We start from the raw sequence: 16,723 nt of genomic DNA, 5'->3' as shown, positions 1-16,723 counted from the left end.
ACAGAACCTCCTTTGAGTCGGCATACTCCGCGGTGTTGGCCGACATCTGGCGGCCGGTCGGCATCATCGGCAGCAGGAACTGCTACGTATGGCCAAATTGTTCGATCATTTCCTGTCGATGCTGTCCAGCAAGGTCGACATCGACAGCAAGTACGAAATGCTGCGCGAGACGGTTTCCGGCACGATGTCCAGCTTTTTCAAGGTCCGCGATCGGCAAACCGGACAAATAGTCGGCTTGAAAATTCTCGATTCGGAAAAGTCAAAAATTGTCGAAAGCCGTTTCAAAGGGTGCAATAAACCCAGCGAGGCAGAAATTGGGCTGGCGCTTAGTCATCCCAATATTGTCAAGACCATCGCGCACGGCACAAGCTACGACAATAAGCAATTCATTGTGCTGGAGTTTCTGGAAGGGGTGGGATTGAACTCGCTGTTGATTAGCCGCAGCGTGCAATTGGACGGGCGGCGATTGGACATTATCCGCAAAATGGCGGAAGCGATTGCCGCCGTGCACAAAGCGGGCTTCATCCATCGCGACGTTTGCCCGCGAAACTTCATGGTTTCGCCGCAATTCGATCGGGTCACGCTCATCGATTTTGGCCTGACGCTCCCTGCCAGGGCGGAATTTATGCAGCCGGGCAATCGTACGGGCACGCCCAATTACATGTCGCCGGAAATTGTGCGGCGGAGAAAAACCGATCAGCGTGTCGATGTGTTCGCCTTTGGCGTTACGGCTTACGAAGTCATGACGTTTGATCTGCCGTGGACGCGTGGCATCGATGGCCGCGCGGCGCTGGAGCACGATTTAGCGCCGCCGATCGAAATTACCCAGCGGCTGCCAAAAATCAACAAAACGCTGGCCAAGACAATTATGTGGTGCCTAACGGCCAACCCGGAGGAACGCTGCCCGAGCATGGAGCAGTTTTTAGCGGCGATTGCCAAAGTGAAATCGGAAGATGGGGGCTGATCAGCTCGGCGTAGAATTTTGCGAATTGCGTCGCTGTTAGGCTGCTCCCTCGGTTTTGTCCTGCTCGCTTTCTCGCTTCTGCTCCTTGTCCTCTGCACCTAGGGCCGTGTCTGCCGCCGCCAAACGCTTGTACGTACCGGTTTGCCAGCGGACGATGTCGTTTTTGTAAAAAGGAGAAAATCGGCTTTCGCTGGGCCCGCCGGGAAGATTGGTCCACGCCTCGTCGGAGCCCAGGTTGGTCACAAAGTGATACGACGGGGCGAAGGTAGTTTCGCGCTTGGCGGTGGTCAGCAAGTGACCTTGGAAGGGCGTGGCATGGCAGCCGGGCATCGGCATTTGCTTGGTGTGAAAGCCGAGATAGCGCCCCATTCGCCGATCGCCAATAAAGCGGTTGACGAAGTGGAAGGAATTGAATTCGCCCCAGGGCTCATCGGGCTCGTTGGCCAGTCTTTCGGCGGCCTGGCGAATCATTTCCCCTTTGCTGCGATCAGTCCACCACCGGGAGTTTTCTTCTTTCAGTAAGCGGTCGATGCACGTGAGCACCATCGTGGAATAACCGAATCGGGACGATAAATACAACATTCGCCGCCAGCCGAGGCCTCCTCCTTCTCGATGCGGCGCCTCGCCAAAAATCACCAACAGCACATTGCGATATAGCTTGGCAAATAAAGTTGCTCCCAAGCTCGCCGGATCGTAGCTGCAGTTCCAGGCGGCTAACCGCTGTTTGAGCTTGCCCTCGGGCAAGTGCGGCAAAAAAACCGCCAGCAGCTCTCGGGCTTGCACGCTAGTAACATCGTATTGCAGCTTTTGCATGTCGGCCAAAGTTGCCTGGGGCAATTCCCTCAGCCGCTCGACAAGGCGCCTTTTGCGATAATCTGGCACGGGCATGCTGACCAGCGGCGGATCGCCTGGCGCGTTAAGATTTTCGTTGGCGGTGGCGATGAATCCCTCGGGCGGATCATAAATGTGCGGCAAGTAGTAACTTTCCAATCGGCCCCGCCAGTGATTGGCTTCGTCCCACGCCGGCACCGGCAGCAAACCACTATTGGCGGGATTTCGCTTGGGTAACCAGCCGCCGCCTTGCAGGCCGATGTGCCCGAGCTTGTCTGCCAGCACCCAGCACAACGTGGGTTGGGGGCACTCTCGGGCCACTTCCATGGCGTCGGCGACCGAGCGGCAACCGATAATATCTAGCCAGGTGGCAATCGAGCGCGATGCCCCCGCGGAGCTGCCGATCCAGCTGAACGACAAGTAATAGCCGGCCCCTGCGCCGCTGGGATCACTTTCCAAAATGCCCTGGGGATTAAACAGCACGCGAAATGTTTCCGGGGACCCCGATTTGCGCTGAATGATTTCGTTGCGCAATTGAAAATCGCACCACTGCTGGCCCCGGCGATATTGCCAACCGGTAGCGCCTCCGGGGCGGCAATCTTCAATGAAAAAATCGATGGCGTCTCCCTTCATGTACGTGACGCCCCAGGCTAACTTTTCGGTGCGGCCGACGCCGAATAAGGGACAACCCGGCAATGTGGCGCCGAGCACGTATTCGTCGTTCCAGCGCAGCACGGCCTCGTACCAAATGGCCGGCAGCCGATTGATTTCCAAGTGCGGATCGGAGGCCAGCAGGGCCTGCCCCGTTGCGCTTCGCGCCGGCGAAACCGCCCAGGCATTGCTGCCGGCCAGCCGCGGCAGATCGGTGATGAGCTCGATGGCTTCGTCGGAAAGCTGGCTGGAAATTCGCACGCGCCGCAGCAGTTCTAAATTCACCCGTTCCAGTTGCGGATAAAAAAGTTCGCGCAAGCGGGTGTCGTCAATGCCGGTTTGAATTAGCTCCACGAGCAGCCGCTCGTTTTGTTGCTGGCCGACGGCTAATCCGCCGTAGCTCAATAAGTTGCCGATCAACAGCACCGCCTGCTGATTCCACGGTTGTGGATGAAACCCCGTGGCCCACATTGGCAGCGATCGGCCCGATTCGTGCAGGCCGTCGTTCACCCCTTCGCAATAGGCGGTGATGTCGCCGAAGGAGCGGTCGTCTAACCGCCGCACTTCGTCTTCCAGCAGCAAGTGCAAACCGACGCGGCGAAAAAACCGGTCGGTTTCCAATAGCTCCGGCTTATCGGCAATGAGCTCGGCGGAATGGCCGCTGGCCAATGCTCGGGCAAATAGCATTTGCGTGGGCCGATCGAGCCCGTGCATGTAGCCGAGTCCATATAGCGCGGCCCGCCAGGAGCCGGCGGTAATGTGCGGGACTCCATTGTCATCCCGAAACGCTTGCAAGCGGCGACGGGCATGTTTCAACGGCAGCGGTTGCATCGGGGATGATTAGGGTAGCGGTGGATCGCGCACATTCGTCTTGCCGAAATGTTCCGTCAATCGTAACCTCGTCGTCTGCTGGGAACTACCTTCACCACTTTGCCAGGCAGCGCAATTATGCGGACTGCAATTTCCGCCTTCCTGGAATAACCGATTATGGCTGCATATCGCTTTGTAACCATTTGGCGATTTTCCGAGCCGATCGGCCAGGTGTGGAAAGCCTTGAATGCAGCGGAAGACTACCCGCTGTGGTGGCCCAACGTGTCGTATTATCAGTGCCTTACGCCTGAGAATCCGCGTGGCGTGGGAGCCTGCGGCAAGCGAGCGGTGCGGGGCTTTCTTCCCTATTCGTTGCATTACACGACGACCATTACGCGCTCCGAGCCGCCGCACGATTTGGCATATAATGCGGAAGGCGATTTGGTCGGGGACGGGCAGTTTGTGTTGAAAGAAATTACGCCCAACACGCCGCCGGGCTCCGCCGCCGGGAAAACCGCCGGAACGGAAGTGACGCTGCATTGGAACGTGGCCACGCAGGGGCGTTGGCTGAATCGCTTGTCGCCGCTCTTGAAGTGGCTATTCGCTGCGAACCACAATTACGTCATGCGCCGCGGAGAACGAGGCCTGGCCGATTGGTTACAGCGCAACCCATAATAGATCTACAACGATACGACACCATGAACAGTGAACCAAGCCTGCCGCTGGAAATCGATTGCCGCAGCGTGCAGCAAAAAATGAACGCCGGCGAAGATTTTTTGCTGCTCGATTGCCGCGAGGCGGACGAATATGCCACGGCCAAAATTACCCCGTCGCAGTTCATGCCGATGAGCGAAATTTCCGAGCGCCTGCACGAACTTGAGCCGCATCGGCAGCGGCAAGTGGTGGTGTATTGCCATCATGGCGGCCGCAGCATGCGCGTGGCACGCTGGCTGCGCGGCCAAGGCTTCTTACAAGTCCAAAGCCTGGCCGGTGGCATCGACCAGTGGTCGCAAGAAATTGATCCGGGCGTGCCGCGCTACTAACTAGAGCTGGCGAGAAATGCGGCGGATGTTTGCCGAAGCTGGCTGCTTACGTGCCGCGCTGCTGAATTAGTTCCAACGTTTCGCACGCCAGCCGATTGTTGAGCGTGTCGACGCGATTGGGCAGCGTCACCATGTATTCGACCATCAAATTCAATAAATCAAACAGTCGAAAAACAACGTGCTCGCCGTCCGTGTCAATGAACCCTGGCCGAACTGCGTCGGGGCCGATCACGTGCATTACATCCAGGGCTTGCTGAATTGTGATAGGCAAGCCGCGACGCACCAAGGACATAACGCTGAATTCCAGGTTCTGCCCGTCTTCGCCGAGTTCTGCACACAATAGTTGAATAGCCAGCCGCAACAGCGCCGCTGCCGAGCGCGGCGATTTCAGAGCGATGGTCGCCGCTTCGGCATAGTATTGCTTCACCTCCAAGGGCATGTCGGGATTGGAGGGGGGCGCGGCGCCATGATTGGGGTAAACCATTACGTCCGCATGCCATAGTGAATAGTGATTGCACTGCTCGCAGGTGGCGACGCGAATCGCATTATGCTCGGGCGATTCAAATTGCGAGAAATCTTCGGTTCGCGCCTGCCAATTTTGCTTCGCTACCGTATCACAATGAGGGCAAGTGAATTTGCTTTCGAAAACATGGGGTGCAAGGTAAGCCATGGCCGGCGACCGAAAATGCAAGTTATGACGAAAGCGCAATTCGTAGTTGGTGACTGAGAATTATAACTTCTGTTTGCGCACGCTTACCTTAGATTGGCATGCTGCCCAGATGCAGGGAGACTTGCACGGGCCGCATATCCGGCATAAACGGCGGGAAATCGCCTGCCTGGACCGATGTTACAGGAATTCGCCGGCCTTGAAGGCCGCTACATTTAGCCCTAGATTGAACGCTCGCCAAACAGAATCAGCGGTTGTGGCGGAACTGGCAGACGCGCAAGCCTCAGGAGCTTGTGGCCGCAAGGTCGTGGAGGTTCAAATCCTCTCAACCGCACTGGTTGTCGCACAGTTGGCTCTAGCTACCGCCCTGCGCTCCTCCGACGCCTGTCGGATGTGCTCGGTTGCTGGTTCAAATCCTCTCAACCGCACTATAGCGATCCACAGTTCAATGTGGCGCGTTAAGAACAGCCGGACGGCCACGCCGTCCGGTCCGGATGCTGTGAGCATTCGGCGATTGTCGCTACACGTTCGCCAGAAACGTTCGAGCCGCCGTTGGTCACGACGGCCTATTCGTTCACCGCAGAATTGGACCGTCGTCGAGAATGTTCACGTGCATGGCCGTTACGTGCGGTTTTTGTAGTTCCGGCATGAAGCCGCGCTGGCCGCTGATGCCCACTTCCTTGCCGACGTAGGGCTGCAAATTGACTCCTGGGGCCGGCGAAATGAACGAAACCACTTGGTTCGACGGATCGACCAGCGCGTAAGCCGGGGCATTTGGTCGCTGTGAAATTACTGGAGTGAGTTTCCCGACGCTGTCGAACCGATCCGGATCGTCTGTTGGCAAGACCGATGGCCGATGGCTGGCCAGCGCACTGGCCGTGGCACTTCCGGGATCGCCGAGCAAATCCTGACGGTGCTTCACGTCTTCAAACCGGGCAATGCGGTTAAGCACCAATCGCACGCGGCCGCGCTCCAAGGCGGTATCTGCACTGGGCAGAAGCGCTTCAGTGCGGCGACGCAACGCCGTGAATTCCCACGTTGCCGGGTCATCAACCACGATTTGCGAAACCTGCAAATCAATCGCGTTTAGTTCCGCCTGAAAGGGATCAACCGCCGGCGCCGATTTGTCGTCAGTTGCGCCCTTGGTGGCCCGCCAATCGGATTCGTGCTTGGCTATGCCGCCGGCCGCCGCTGATGCCGAAGTGGCCACCGCGCCGCTTCCTTTGGTTGTCCACTCGGTTGGTGATGCAGCAGGGACATCGCCCATTAGCTCCGCATGCTGCCGTGCGGCATGGCTGTCGTCGGCAATTGCATGAGACAGGCCGGAGGGTGGATCACGATCGAGGAATTTGCTAAACACCCAGCGGAATTCGCCCGAAGGAGGCGCAATTTCGCACCAGGTTTGAGCATCGGGCCCGTCGCCCAGTTGTTTGATGTCGAGAATTTCTACTTGTTCCCCTTTGTCCAATCGCACCTGATGGACATCGCGCGCATTGCTAAATCGCGTGCCGACGAAGCACATGGCGTGATCTTTTTCCACCACCGCCAGATGCTCGCCCAGTGGCTTGACGGCATCGGCCGGCACCCAACTAAAACTTCCCTGCGGCGGGCGAATGGCGTACCAGCCGCCCGGATCTTGGCGATAAACCTCCACGGCCGTGCCTTGGGGCAATTTATCGGTAGGGTAGTAGTTTTTTCCCGGTCCGCTGCGAACATACACGTCGTTGGAATTGGCGTAGGCGGTAAAGGGAAGCTGGTCCGCTGCGAATGCCTGGCGTGAGACGCTATCGACGGAACCCAGCGCCAGCCAGCCGGCGCAAACCATAAAAGCGATGACGCTGGAAAAGCGCATCGGAACTCTCCTGAATGTAGGGCTAATAAATCGCGAATGCGAATAGAAAAGGGGCGCCAACAGACTGTTCCGCATGGCTGCAAGGAACCTTCCAACACCTGGGAACAGACTCCGGCAGCAAAAAACTGCTCCGGGCCAAGGCTTGTAGCGAAAACGGGTCGTTGCGACAAGATCGGTTGGAAGACTCGCTTCCACTTTCAGCAGAAGATCGCCGGATCGTTGCCGCACCGTGCATTCCTCACCGCCGCTGCCAGCGGCAATTTCGCAACAGGCGTCAACTTTGCCGGGTAGATAAAGACGCTAGCAGCCGCCATTCGATACCACGGGATGAACGGCTAAAGACCGCATCCTCCAAACAGGATTATCAAGGGTCACCGAGCGCCAATGGAATTCAATCGCAATCAGTTTTTCATGATCGGCGTGTTGCTGGTGCTTTTGGGCATTCAGTTTCGGCTGGTGGAATCGGCCACGTTGAACGAAAAAACCACCCAGTTCTTAGCTACCCACATGGCATCGGCTCCATCGGGCATGATGGCGGTATTGCCGGGTTCGGCCGTCCACAAGGTGATTCAGCCACCACAATGGCTTGGTTGGGCATTGGTTTCGAGTGGCGCCGTTTGCATTTTGCACAGCCTGGCGATGAAAAAACCGGGCGGATAGCAACGCCGAACTTGCAAAGAGCGAATCAAGAAGGGCAATTACTTTAATATCAGAAGGGAATCTGAAATGACCACGCTTTTTTGCATCCTGCTGTACACCTACTATTTTCACGGCGCCCAGCGGTCAACTCGTTCGACATCGAAGTAGCGGTAGCCGGTCCGTTGCTGCTGCTCGTCCCGCACCTCGCTGTACTGTCGAATCCGCGTCATGGCTTGGCTCGTTTCGAATGAGCCCGCTCCCGGAACGTTGAGCGTGGCGTGAACTAACCCGTAGGGGCCATAGTTCAAATCGAATTCCGGCTGCACGCTTTGGAACGGCAGCTTGACGACGGCTCCGGAGGGCCCAAACTGATCGGGCGTAATCCGTACGGTCCAGTGGTCAATGCGCGGCAGCGATTGCCCTCCATGCAAGCCTGGCGGCGTTTGGGCAATCAATTCCACATCCAAAGTGGCATCGACAGACACCATGTGGCCGTAGGCATCCAACGGGAAGACGTGCAAAATGATCCCGTTGGATTGCACCGTGCGACTCCATTGCGCCAGATGGGCGTCGATGGAAACCGAATTAACCTGCGTATTGTTTTCCCGCGCCGCTTGAATATATTCCGATAGTCGAGTGTCGGGTTGCCAGGGAATAGGCCGCGGATGCGGCACTTCTTCGGTAGTGGCAGGGGGGAGTGCAGGGGTCGCCGCAGCCAAATCTTGACTTTCGTCAGGCGACTTCAATTCATCGATTTGCGACTTTAATTCCACGGCCGATAATTGCCGGTCGCCGCGCTGGGCCAGCACAATGTTGTCCCAATCAATCGGCCGGTAAAGTGTTAGACCCGGTTCCGAATATCGCAGCCAAAGTTGCGAGCCGTCGGTGCGTGAATCCACTTCGCCGGTAAAAATTCTGCCGCTATGAACCGCTACGGCAATTGGCTCGCCGGCGAATGTCGCTACAGCAGCCTGGGAAAGCAGGAACGCAAAAGCGCCGCTACCCAGCCAAGCAGCAGACTGTGCCAGGCGGCATAATCGATACGAGCAAATTCGTTGAAAGCCCACAAACATTGGCCCCGGCCACTTGGCTTGCAGCTTGAATCGGAGGGTACGAACAAACGCTCCTGATGGAGCAGCGAACGTGCTGCATAGCCTAGGCAAAGTCGATACCCAAAACAGGCCGCTGGCGGGGCATTTCGCCTAAACTTTGTTGGCCAGCATAGTTGCACTCTTGCAGCGTCAACGCGCTGGCCATCTGCCAATGACACGATGTTGCTTCGACGAAACAGGATGTTACTCAGACGCATCGCGCCCTTAGGCCCGTGAGTGGCGTGAATGGCGGGTTTAGCCAGCGCATTTGCCGCACGAGCCGCACATAGCAACCATTGACACTGGCACCCGGGCGAATATGATTACGTTTCTACGCATGGTGGGTGGTCTGCCCACTTTGAGCGGCCTGATTTTCTCGAGGGTTTCCCCATGGCCGGTAATCGACGTATTGACGTTACGCAGAAAGGCGAAGTGACCGTGGTCCGCTTCGTCGATCGCAAGATCTTGGACGAAGCCAACATTCAAGAGCTGGGCGTGGAGCTGTTTAAGCTGGTCGAGATAGAAAAGCGCAAAAACCTGCTGCTCAACTTCTTCAACGTGGAATTTCTCTCCAGTGCCGCGCTGGGCAAGCTAATTACGCTGGACAAAAAAGTGAAAGCCAACGGCGGCAGGCTCAAGCTCAGCAACATTCGGCCGGAAATTTACGAAGTGTTCGCCATCACGAAGCTCAACAAGCTGTTCGACATCAAAGATGACGAAACCGACGCCATCGCGGCGTTTTAGTTGGCACTTCTCGCTGGCGTAGCCCGGCTCTCTGGCGTAGCTCGACGGCCGCATACTCACTTGGGAACCGGCTGCGAATAGTTTTCCACATTCGCCGGCAGCGCAGCGGCAAACAAAATAGCGCCAATCACGGCAAATGCAATCAGCTCGCCGAACGCCCAGTTCCAATTCAAATGTTGCACCAGCGCACCCATTCCCCAACCGGAAAGCACGGTGCTGGCGTAGCCAAAAATGCTGGTCAGACCAACGGCCGTGGCTGCGGCACGCTTGGTCGCCAGCTTAACGACGATTACAGCGGCCAGCGCTTGTGGGCCATAGATGAAAAAACCGGCGGCCATTAATAAAGCCGTGCTCAGCCACATATGATGTGGCGGTGTTTGCCAAAACAAGAACATGGTCAAGCCCGCCAACAACATGCATACCACGCAAATCGGCGCCGCACGGCCACCACATACGCGGTCCGTTAGCCATCCGGTAAGAATCATTCCGCCTAAGCCTGCAAACTCAAAAAAGGCAAGCATTCGAGCGCCATCTTTAATATCGATGCCTTTTGTTTCCTTCAGCATGGTGGTGCCCCAGTCAAAAATTCCATAGCGCAGCACATACACAAAAAAATTTGCGGCGGACACAATCCAAATATATTTGTCGGAAAAGACTCGCTCCCAAAGAAATGCCCGAAATTCTTGCGGCGGCTGATCATATTCTGGTGACTTGGCAACCACGTGTGTTCCAGGTAGCTCGGGCAAGCCGATCGATTCTGGCGTATCGCGCAGCCACAGCCAAAGTGCACCGGCAACCGCTAAAGCAATTCCGGCGGGAACAAAAAAACAAATCCGCCAATCGCCCGGTTCGTCCGGCCCACTTCCCGTCCAAAAGACCAAATAACTGCACAAAATCAAAATGCCAGCGCCGCCCAGCGAATGCGAGGCGTTCCAAAACGACATTTTTATCGCCAATTCCTGTGGCGAAAACCAATGGGCCAGCAATCGAGCGCAGGGTGGGTAACCCATTCCCTGAAACCAACCATTGATCATCCAAAACACGATCAAAGCCGGCAGTGCCGTGCTCAATCCGAAAAACACATTTACCACCGCCGACGTCGCCAATCCGAAGGCCATTAACTTGCGCCCATCGGCACGGTCGCCAACAATTCCGTTGGCAAATTTGGAAACACCGTACAAAACGCTGTGCAGGGTCAGAATCAATCCCAGGTTTGTTTTCGACAAGCCCAGCTGTTTTTCCAAAAGCGGCATGCAAAACGAATAGTTCTTACGGACGAAGTAAAACGTTCCATAGCCGATTGTCGTCCAAAATAGGATGCGCGGCCGAAAGTATGCATATTGTTCACGGACTACCGTAGGGTTCGTGATTGGCGCCGCTGGAGGCGCAGGCCGAAAGTATCGCGGCAACCAGGAGAATTCGATGGATTTTGTTGGCAGACGGGTGCTGGGTTGCATGAAATCGGCACGCCAAGAAGCCGTGACAAGAGCAGTGCCTAGAGCATACTGAACCCGCGCGGTTGGAGCAAATGGCGTGGCAAACGACAGGCAAAAATCCGCGCAAAATGGCCCCATTCCGCATAGCTGGCGGATTGCAGATCATTATAATTTAGGTAGGGAATAGGCAGCAGACCGCGGAACAGAGCGTGCAGCGCATGAACAATCATTCAGATTGGACTTGGACGAGGGAACTCAAGTTTCCCAGCCTGCGCGGAGCGGGACAACCGTTCTTGGGCGAGTTGCTCCATGTTCTAAAGCAAGTGCAATGGAGCGAGCACGAAATCTTCGGTATTCATCTGGCCGTGGAAGAGGCCCTGGTGAACGCCATCCGCCATGGCAACGGATCCGACAGCAGTAAACATGTGCACGTGGCGTGTAAACTCAGTCCGCACCGGCTACTGCTGGAAATTACAGATGAAGGCGCTGGGTTTGATCCCACGCTGGTGCCCGATTGCACTCAGTCGGAAAATCTGCAGCGGCCCGGCGGCCGAGGCATCATGCTCATGCGGAACTATATGTCGCGGGTGGAATACATTGACGGTGGACACCGTGTGGTAATGGAAAAACACCGGACGATTCAAGGCTGATTCGATGGGCATCAAGTTTTATTGCCCCAATGGGCATAAGGTGCATGTAAAGTCCTTTCTGGCGGGCAAGAAAGGCTTATGCCCAAAGTGCGGCGTGCGGATTGATATTCCCCTGGAGAGCGTAAAGCGCGATCGTACCAAGGCGGCAGCGATTGCCAGCTCGGCGACCGACGTCGCGGATGATGAAGATGATGCCGAAGAGGAAGAAATCACGACCATTCCCTCTGAGCCGGCCGTGGTGTCTCGGCAAACGCCGGCGCTGTCGTCGCCAAATGGGTCGATGATTACTGCCTCGCCAAAGCCGAACGATTTGGGAGTTGATCTTTCGGCCCTGTCCGGGTCAGGGGCTGCGGAGGATTTATTGTTGCCGGCAGGGAGCCACCCCCCGGTAGCCAGCATCCGCTCCAGTTCCGATTGGTATGTGCAAACTGCCGCCGGCCAGCAATATGGACCGGTTGATGAAACCGCACTACGCATGTGGATTTCCGAAGGACGCGTTAGTCCCGATGACATGCTGTGGCGCGAAGGCTGGCCTCATTGGCAATCGGCCGCCTCGGTTTTCCCACAGTGGCATAGCAACCAAACCGCCGGACAACCACAACCAGTTTCAGCAGTTGCTTCTTCGCTGGATGATCCCTTGGCCGAGGCGGTCCGCGGCACGGCTTCCACCGCTACCCCGGCAACGTGGTTGCGGCAACGTCACCGTGGAAAGCGAGAAATCCGGGCGACGCTGAGCTTGGTCCTGTTGGGTCTCGTGGTGCTGCTATTTGCGCTACTGCTGTATGTATTTTTTGTTCGAGAACCCCCCGACGCTAAACAATCGGGACTCTCCAGGCACAGCGTGTTTGCGGTTGCCGATTCTGAAGGCATTGCTAGCAGGTCTGGGCTCCCCGTGGCGGCCAATTAAGACAGGGCCCAAAGTCGTTTTTCTCTTGACCTGTGCGGCGCTTCTTGCGAAACTTTCGCCCCGCGCTAATCCCGATTGCGCGCAATTCCGTTAGTTAGGAAAACGGCCGCGGTCATCCACCATCAGAAAATTTTGAATTTAAATTATCCAGGGAAGGGAGCAGCCACTATGGACCGCAAATTTTGGCCGGTCACTTTGTTGCTGTTTATCGTCGGTTGCGGCCAAACAAGCCAACCGGAAGCTAACGTGGCCAACAACAGAGTTTCCTCAGGCAGTTCCGCGAATGGCTTCGCCGCCGATACGCCAGACCGGGCCGTTTTTGATTTCCTCGAAGCGGTGCGAACGGGCAACGATCAGCAGGCTTCCACCATGCTGACCCCCTTGGCACGGCAAAAAACCACGGAAATGCAAATGGTCGTGGCGCCCCCGGGCAGTCCGACAGCTCAATTCAAAGTGGGCCAGGTCGAGTACGTCACGCCCAATAAGGATGGCGCCCACGTCTGGTGCAACTGGACAGACCAGGTTGATGCGGAAGGACACACGCGCACTGACAATATCATCTGGGTGCTGCGGCGTGAGGATGAGGGGTGGCGAATTGCCGGAATGGTGACCAAAGTATTTCCCGATCAGCCCCCTTTGGTTCTTAACTTTGAAGACCCGGAAGACATGCTCCGCAAGCAGCAATTGCTGCATGATAGCACCAGTGGCGGTTCAGAAAACCAGCAGACTGGTCAACCACAAGCCGAACGGCCGGCTATGGCGGCACCGGTGGCAAGATAATAACCGAAATCATCGGAATATTTCGCGCAAACTACGGAGTCTGCGCAATTCTATTTAGTTTGATATTACAGCCTGTTTAACTCGCTGTAATGCATTGCTAATAAAGACGTTAAAGTTTGATTGTAAAATTGACAGGATCTCGCAATTTGCGGGATCCTGTTTTTTTTTCGCTACTCACTAGGCGCGGCATAAAGGTGATGTACAGTTGAAGGAACATTTTTCGCAGTCGACCCATACCTCCAGAGCTTTGTAATCTGTTGTATGGATGCTTGACAAGAAGTCGTTCCATGCTAACTTAACGTCCTAACCTAGCTATTCGCGTTTCTTTGCGTAATCCGAAAAGCTTATTACTTGGCAGCCGGAAGGATTAGGCCAGCAGACGCGATCAGCAATAGGACGTAAACGGATTTTTGGTTCCTTCGCTTGGCGGCCGTCCCAAGCGGGGGTGACGAGTTTGGACGGTATTGTGTTTGTTACGCCAAGGTACCTGTTTTTGTTGGAGGATTCGAGGATGAACCGTATTTTGATTTTAGGCATCGCGATATTTATCGCGATCGTCGGCATCGCCCTAGTGGGCGGTGAGAAAGTGGCCGTCGCTGGTCACGGTTGCTGCTGCTGTGGCGGAAATTCCTGCTGCTGCGGTGGTCACCACCATCATCACCGTCACCACTGCTGCTGTGGCGGAAACTGCTGCTGTGGCGGAAATAGCTGCTGCGGCGGCGAAGCCCCGAGCTGCGGTGGCGAGAAGAAGGACGACAAGTCTGCCGCTCCTGCTCCCCCGGCTCCGATGACCTCGATCAACAGCGATCGGGCTCCGTATGCGTTTGCTCACGTGAGCTATCGTCGCTAGTCTCTCCGCAGGGGTAGTACACAACTTGTGTACTGGCCATGCGAAAGAGCCAAAAATTAGCCAGGTTCCGCTTGTCGGAACCTGGCTTTTTTTGTGCGCCTTCCGCAACCAATTGGAGCAGCACCGCCCCCACGCTTTTGTTTCATGCAATTCAATTGGCCGCTATCCAAATTTTCCATGCCGTTCAGGTTAGAAACTGAGTAAGTGCTGTGGTGCAGGCTTTCTCGCCCATGGTAACATCCCGGCCCGTTCCACGCTGAATTTCTTAGCGGCCCGGGCACCGTGCCCGGGCCGAAATAAAAAAGAAGTTCGAGTATGGAGGACTGTGCCATGATACGTTCCGTGAAAATTGTTGCGTCCGTTTTGCTGGTAGTGAGTTTCGTTGCCGTACAAAATGCAATGGCCAAAACGGGCGGCAACGGGGCAAGGTGTAGTAATTGTCCCCACGATTGCTGCTCCAATCATTGTTGCCACAGTAACTGCTGCTATGACTATTGCTGCAATTACTGCTATCCGACTTGCTGCGAATCTTGCTACCCGGTTTGCCAACCCGTCGTGGCCGAACAGTTTGTTTGCCAGCCAGCGTTGATTGCGGAGCCAATTTCTCCGTGCGTCAGCTACTACCCTAGTTGCAGCCATCTTTCGAGTTGCTGCTACCCATGCGGTAATGTTCGCCCGGCGAATTGCTTTCCCCAACACATGAACTTGGCGGTAGGCGTAAGCAAGAAAAGCAAGTAATGCCATCGCTGGCTTTCCCGGAATTGAGTTTATGCATCCGCGGTTTGCCAATTGGTTTCTGCCGCTGCTGGAGGCCACATTCCAGCAGCGGCTGTTTTTATTCGGTGGCAGAATGTTGTTGAAATAAAAATTAGAATGCAAAATGACCGCCGCAATCGTTAAAATGGAAAGACAATCCCGAGGGAGCAACCTTTCCTTATCCGAGCTTCACTTTTATCTATCAATGCCCGAACTTATTGCCCAAGGCCAGGAATTTTCGCAGCGTTGGCGGCGGCGGATTCCCAAAAATCTGCCGGTGACCATTGGCCGAGAGGCGGGAATTTGGTCAATACCGTGGGACGACCGCATTTCGCGAATGCATATTCGCATTTGTTGGGATGGCGCAGCGCTGCATGTAGAACAGTTGCCCACGGCCCGCAATCCTGTATTCCTGAACGGCAATATAGCCACGCAGTTTCAGATGATTCCCGGCGAGCACTTTGTGATTGGCAACACCAGCTTCACACTGTCGGCCGACAATCCGCAAATCACGCTCGACGTGCCGCAGCCCGATCACGAGCAAGTCTTCAGTGCCGCGGAGTTGCGGCGGGTGTCGTTCCATAACGCACAGGAACGGATCGAATTGCTTGGGCGTCTGCCGGAAGTAATTAAGAACGCCGCTTCCGATAGCGAATTGTTTGTGCGGCTGGTGAATTTGTTGCTGGCCGGCGTTCCGCGTGCCGATGCAGCCGCCTTGATTGCTTACGAGATGCCTGGCGGCACCGAGGAAGCTCAACCACCTAGTGATCCCGCCGTTGCAGCGAACACAAATTCATTGAAAACAACTCGTCCAACCAGCCCCATTCGCCTTCTGCATTGGGACAGTCGCCGTCTGGCCGGCGCAAATTTTCAGCCAAGCCAACGGCTGATTCAAAGAGCGCTTGTCCAGAGCGAAACCGTGTTGCACATGTGGACTGAAACTCCCTCGCGGGATTACACCGCTACAGAAAGCATCGATTGGGCTTATTGCACCCCGTTGCCTGGCGATGCGTGCCGCGGTTGGGCGTTGTATTTGGCAGGTCGTTTTAATCACCACTCGCCCGACGAAGCGGGCCGGTCTAACGTGGCCGATCTCCGCGACGACATTAAATTCACGGAATTGGCCGCAGCCACCCTCAGTAGCTTGCGCGAATTGAACCGCCTGGGGCGCCGGCAGGCAGGGCTGAGCCAATTCTTTGCGCCGGTTGTGATGGAAGCTTTGTCGACGGATGATCCGGAAACGGTGCTTGCTCCGCGGGAAACGGAAGTCTCGGTGTTATTTTGCGATTTGCGCGGTTTTTCTCGTACCAGCGAGCGCAGCGCCAGCGATTTGCTCGGCCTGTTGGAACGAGTCAGCAAAGCACTCGGCGTCATGACGCATCAAATTCTTGATCACGGCGGCGTCATTGGCGATTTTCAAGGCGATGCGGCCATGGGCTTTTGGGGTTGGCCTTTAGCACAGGCTGATACTCCGCAACGTGCCGCGCTGGCGGCGCTGGGCATTCGCGCGCAATTCGAATTGGCCAGCCGTCAGCCCGACCATCCGCTAGCCGATTTTCGCGTTGGCATTGGCGTGGCCACGGGCCGCGCGGTGGCGGGTAAAATCGGCACCACCGATCATGTGAAGGTGACCGTGTTTGGGCCGGTGGTAAATTTAGCCGCTCGGCTCGAATCGATGACCAAATTTGTGCATGCGTCTATTCTGCTCGATCCTCCCACCGCCAGCGCACTTCGTCGCCAGTTACCGTCGACCGTGGGTCGTGTGCGGCGTGTAGCCAAAGTCCGCCCGTACGGCCTAGCATCGGCGCTGGAAATTAGCGAGCTATTGCCACCGCAGCATGAATTTTCCGACACCAGCGATCAGAATTTGCGCGACTACGAGGCGGCGTTGGATGCGTTTATTGCCGGACAGTGGGGCCAAACGGTCGATCTATTGCAGCGCGTGCCGGCACAGGATCGCGTGAAAGATTTTCTGGCCGCTTATGTCAATCAACGGAACATGACCCCCCCGCCTAATTGGGACGGCGTCGTGGCGCTAGAATCAAAGTAGCG

At 56.0% G+C, this 16,723-nt stretch carries 16 protein-coding genes and 1 tRNA gene; 11 read left to right on the top strand and 6 right to left on the bottom strand.

Going from position 1 to position 16,723, the window contains the following annotated elements:
• Window positions 1-88: 88 nt before the first annotated feature.
• Window positions 89-964 (top strand): serine/threonine-protein kinase, encoded by an 876-nt coding sequence (locus VFE46_16175; GenBank protein ID HZZ29536.1) that lies wholly within the window; start codon window positions 89-91, stop codon window positions 962-964.
• Window positions 965-1,000: 36 nt separating this feature from the next.
• On the opposite strand, the gene VFE46_16170 is transcribed toward VFE46_16175, so the two are convergent.
• Window positions 1,001-3,277, bottom strand: a complete 2,277-nt coding sequence (locus VFE46_16170) for a penicillin acylase family protein (protein HZZ29535.1) — start codon at window positions 3,275-3,277, stop codon at window positions 1,001-1,003.
• A 156-nt stretch (window positions 3,278-3,433) separates the two neighbouring features.
• Here VFE46_16170 and VFE46_16165 point away from each other — a divergent pair, with 156 nt between their 5' ends.
• Together VFE46_16165 and VFE46_16160 are read left to right on the top strand one after the other, a co-directional pair.
• Entirely contained in the window at window positions 3,434-3,931 is a 498-nt protein-coding gene (locus VFE46_16165; GenBank protein HZZ29534.1) for a hypothetical protein, read from the top strand.
• A 23-nt stretch (window positions 3,932-3,954) separates the two neighbouring features.
• Window positions 3,955-4,299: a rhodanese-like domain-containing protein gene (locus VFE46_16160; protein HZZ29533.1), complete on the top strand. Its 345-nt coding sequence runs from the start codon at window positions 3,955-3,957 to the stop codon at window positions 4,297-4,299.
• A 46-nt stretch (window positions 4,300-4,345) separates the two neighbouring features.
• Here VFE46_16160 and VFE46_16155 read toward each other — a convergent pair whose 3' ends face one another.
• Entirely contained in the window at window positions 4,346-4,969 is a 624-nt protein-coding gene (locus VFE46_16155) for a DUF4145 domain-containing protein (GenBank protein HZZ29532.1), read from the bottom strand.
• Window positions 4,970-5,216: 247 nt separating this feature from the next.
• On the opposite strand from VFE46_16155, the gene VFE46_16150 reads away from it, so the two are divergent.
• Window positions 5,217-5,300, top strand: a tRNA-Leu gene (locus VFE46_16150).
• A gap of 240 nt (window positions 5,301-5,540) precedes the next feature.
• Here VFE46_16150 and VFE46_16145 read toward each other — a convergent pair.
• The gene (locus VFE46_16145; protein HZZ29531.1) at window positions 5,541-6,818 is read right to left on the bottom strand and encodes an SH3 domain-containing protein; all 1,278 of its coding nucleotides are present in this window, start codon (window positions 6,816-6,818) and stop codon (window positions 5,541-5,543) included.
• A gap of 384 nt (window positions 6,819-7,202) precedes the next feature.
• Between VFE46_16145 and VFE46_16140 the strand changes: the two genes are divergently transcribed.
• Window positions 7,203-7,478 carry a hypothetical protein gene (locus tag VFE46_16140; protein HZZ29530.1) on the top strand — a complete coding sequence of 92 codons (276 nt, stop codon included), beginning with the start codon at window positions 7,203-7,205 and terminating at the stop codon, window positions 7,476-7,478.
• Window positions 7,479-7,585: 107 nt separating this feature from the next.
• Here VFE46_16140 and VFE46_16135 read toward each other — a convergent pair whose 3' ends face one another.
• Window positions 7,586-8,530 (bottom strand): hypothetical protein, encoded by a 945-nt coding sequence (locus VFE46_16135; protein ID HZZ29529.1) that lies wholly within the window; start codon window positions 8,528-8,530, stop codon window positions 7,586-7,588.
• A 408-nt stretch (window positions 8,531-8,938) separates the two neighbouring features.
• Between VFE46_16135 and VFE46_16130 the strand changes: the two genes are divergently transcribed.
• Window positions 8,939-9,292 carry an STAS domain-containing protein gene (locus tag VFE46_16130; protein ID HZZ29528.1) on the top strand — a complete coding sequence of 118 codons (354 nt, stop codon included), beginning with the start codon at window positions 8,939-8,941 and terminating at the stop codon, window positions 9,290-9,292.
• Between the two features lie 56 nt (window positions 9,293-9,348).
• Here VFE46_16130 and VFE46_16125 read toward each other — a convergent pair whose 3' ends face one another.
• A complete protein-coding gene (locus VFE46_16125; protein ID HZZ29527.1) occupies window positions 9,349-10,749 on the bottom strand; it encodes an MFS transporter in 1,401 nt (466 codons plus the stop codon).
• 197 nt (window positions 10,750-10,946) lie between these two features.
• Here VFE46_16125 and VFE46_16120 point away from each other — a divergent pair, with 197 nt between their 5' ends.
• The 4 genes from VFE46_16120 (at window position 10,947) to VFE46_16105 (ending at window position 13,915) form a co-directional block, all read left to right on the top strand.
• Window positions 10,947-11,378 carry an ATP-binding protein gene (locus VFE46_16120; protein HZZ29526.1) on the top strand — a complete coding sequence of 144 codons (432 nt, stop codon included), beginning with the start codon at window positions 10,947-10,949 and terminating at the stop codon, window positions 11,376-11,378.
• Window positions 11,379-11,382: 4 nt separating this feature from the next.
• Window positions 11,383-12,285, top strand: a complete 903-nt coding sequence (locus tag VFE46_16115; protein HZZ29525.1) for a DUF4339 domain-containing protein — start codon at window positions 11,383-11,385, stop codon at window positions 12,283-12,285.
• A 168-nt stretch (window positions 12,286-12,453) separates the two neighbouring features.
• Complete coding sequence (locus VFE46_16110; GenBank protein HZZ29524.1) at window positions 12,454-13,065, top strand: hypothetical protein; 612 nt, start codon at window positions 12,454-12,456, stop codon at window positions 13,063-13,065.
• Window positions 13,066-13,576: 511 nt separating this feature from the next.
• Window positions 13,577-13,915 carry a hypothetical protein gene (locus VFE46_16105; protein ID HZZ29523.1) on the top strand — a complete coding sequence of 113 codons (339 nt, stop codon included), beginning with the start codon at window positions 13,577-13,579 and terminating at the stop codon, window positions 13,913-13,915.
• Between the two features lie 189 nt (window positions 13,916-14,104).
• Here VFE46_16105 and VFE46_16100 read toward each other — a convergent pair whose 3' ends face one another.
• Window positions 14,105-14,842, bottom strand: a complete 738-nt coding sequence (locus VFE46_16100) for a hypothetical protein (GenBank protein ID HZZ29522.1) — start codon at window positions 14,840-14,842, stop codon at window positions 14,105-14,107.
• Window positions 14,843-14,876: 34 nt separating this feature from the next.
• Here VFE46_16100 and VFE46_16095 point away from each other — a divergent pair, with 34 nt between their 5' ends.
• Entirely contained in the window at window positions 14,877-16,721 is a 1,845-nt protein-coding gene (locus VFE46_16095) for an adenylate/guanylate cyclase domain-containing protein (protein HZZ29521.1), read from the top strand.
• Window positions 16,722-16,723 lie beyond the last annotated feature (2 nt).

Source organism: Pirellulales bacterium, from assembly GCA_035656635.1.
Taxonomy (GTDB): Bacteria; Planctomycetota; Planctomycetia; order Pirellulales; family JADZDJ01; genus DATJYL01.
The sequence above is the reverse complement of the archived record's forward strand: the minus strand, read 5'-3'. Positions and strand labels throughout refer to the sequence as shown.

Bases quoted from the DNA above. Each gene is read 5' to 3' on its own strand.
- VFE46_16160 (HZZ29533.1), top strand. From the start codon at position 3,955: ATGAACAGTGAACCAAGCCTGCCGCTGGAAATCGATTGCCGCAGCGTG.
- VFE46_16135 (HZZ29529.1), bottom strand. From the start codon at position 8,530: ATGTTTGTGGGCTTTCAACGAATTTGCTCGTATCGATTATGCCGCCTG.
- VFE46_16155 (HZZ29532.1), bottom strand. From the start codon at position 4,969: ATGGCTTACCTTGCACCCCATGTTTTCGAAAGCAAATTCACTTGCCCT.
- VFE46_16095 (HZZ29521.1), top strand. From the start codon at position 14,877: ATGCCCGAACTTATTGCCCAAGGCCAGGAATTTTCGCAGCGTTGGCGG.
- VFE46_16175 (HZZ29536.1), top strand. From the start codon at position 89: ATGGCCAAATTGTTCGATCATTTCCTGTCGATGCTGTCCAGCAAGGTC.
- VFE46_16110 (HZZ29524.1), top strand. From the start codon at position 12,454: ATGGACCGCAAATTTTGGCCGGTCACTTTGTTGCTGTTTATCGTCGGT.
- VFE46_16145 (HZZ29531.1), bottom strand. From the start codon at position 6,818: ATGCGCTTTTCCAGCGTCATCGCTTTTATGGTTTGCGCCGGCTGGCTG.
- VFE46_16170 (HZZ29535.1), bottom strand. From the start codon at position 3,277: ATGCAACCGCTGCCGTTGAAACATGCCCGTCGCCGCTTGCAAGCGTTT.
- VFE46_16115 (HZZ29525.1), top strand. From the start codon at position 11,383: ATGGGCATCAAGTTTTATTGCCCCAATGGGCATAAGGTGCATGTAAAG.
- VFE46_16105 (HZZ29523.1), top strand. From the start codon at position 13,577: ATGAACCGTATTTTGATTTTAGGCATCGCGATATTTATCGCGATCGTC.
- VFE46_16125 (HZZ29527.1), bottom strand. From the start codon at position 10,749: ATGCAACCCAGCACCCGTCTGCCAACAAAATCCATCGAATTCTCCTGG.
- VFE46_16120 (HZZ29526.1), top strand. From the start codon at position 10,947: ATGAACAATCATTCAGATTGGACTTGGACGAGGGAACTCAAGTTTCCC.
- VFE46_16130 (HZZ29528.1), top strand. From the start codon at position 8,939: ATGGCCGGTAATCGACGTATTGACGTTACGCAGAAAGGCGAAGTGACC.
- VFE46_16140 (HZZ29530.1), top strand. From the start codon at position 7,203: ATGGAATTCAATCGCAATCAGTTTTTCATGATCGGCGTGTTGCTGGTG.
- VFE46_16165 (HZZ29534.1), top strand. From the start codon at position 3,434: ATGGCTGCATATCGCTTTGTAACCATTTGGCGATTTTCCGAGCCGATC.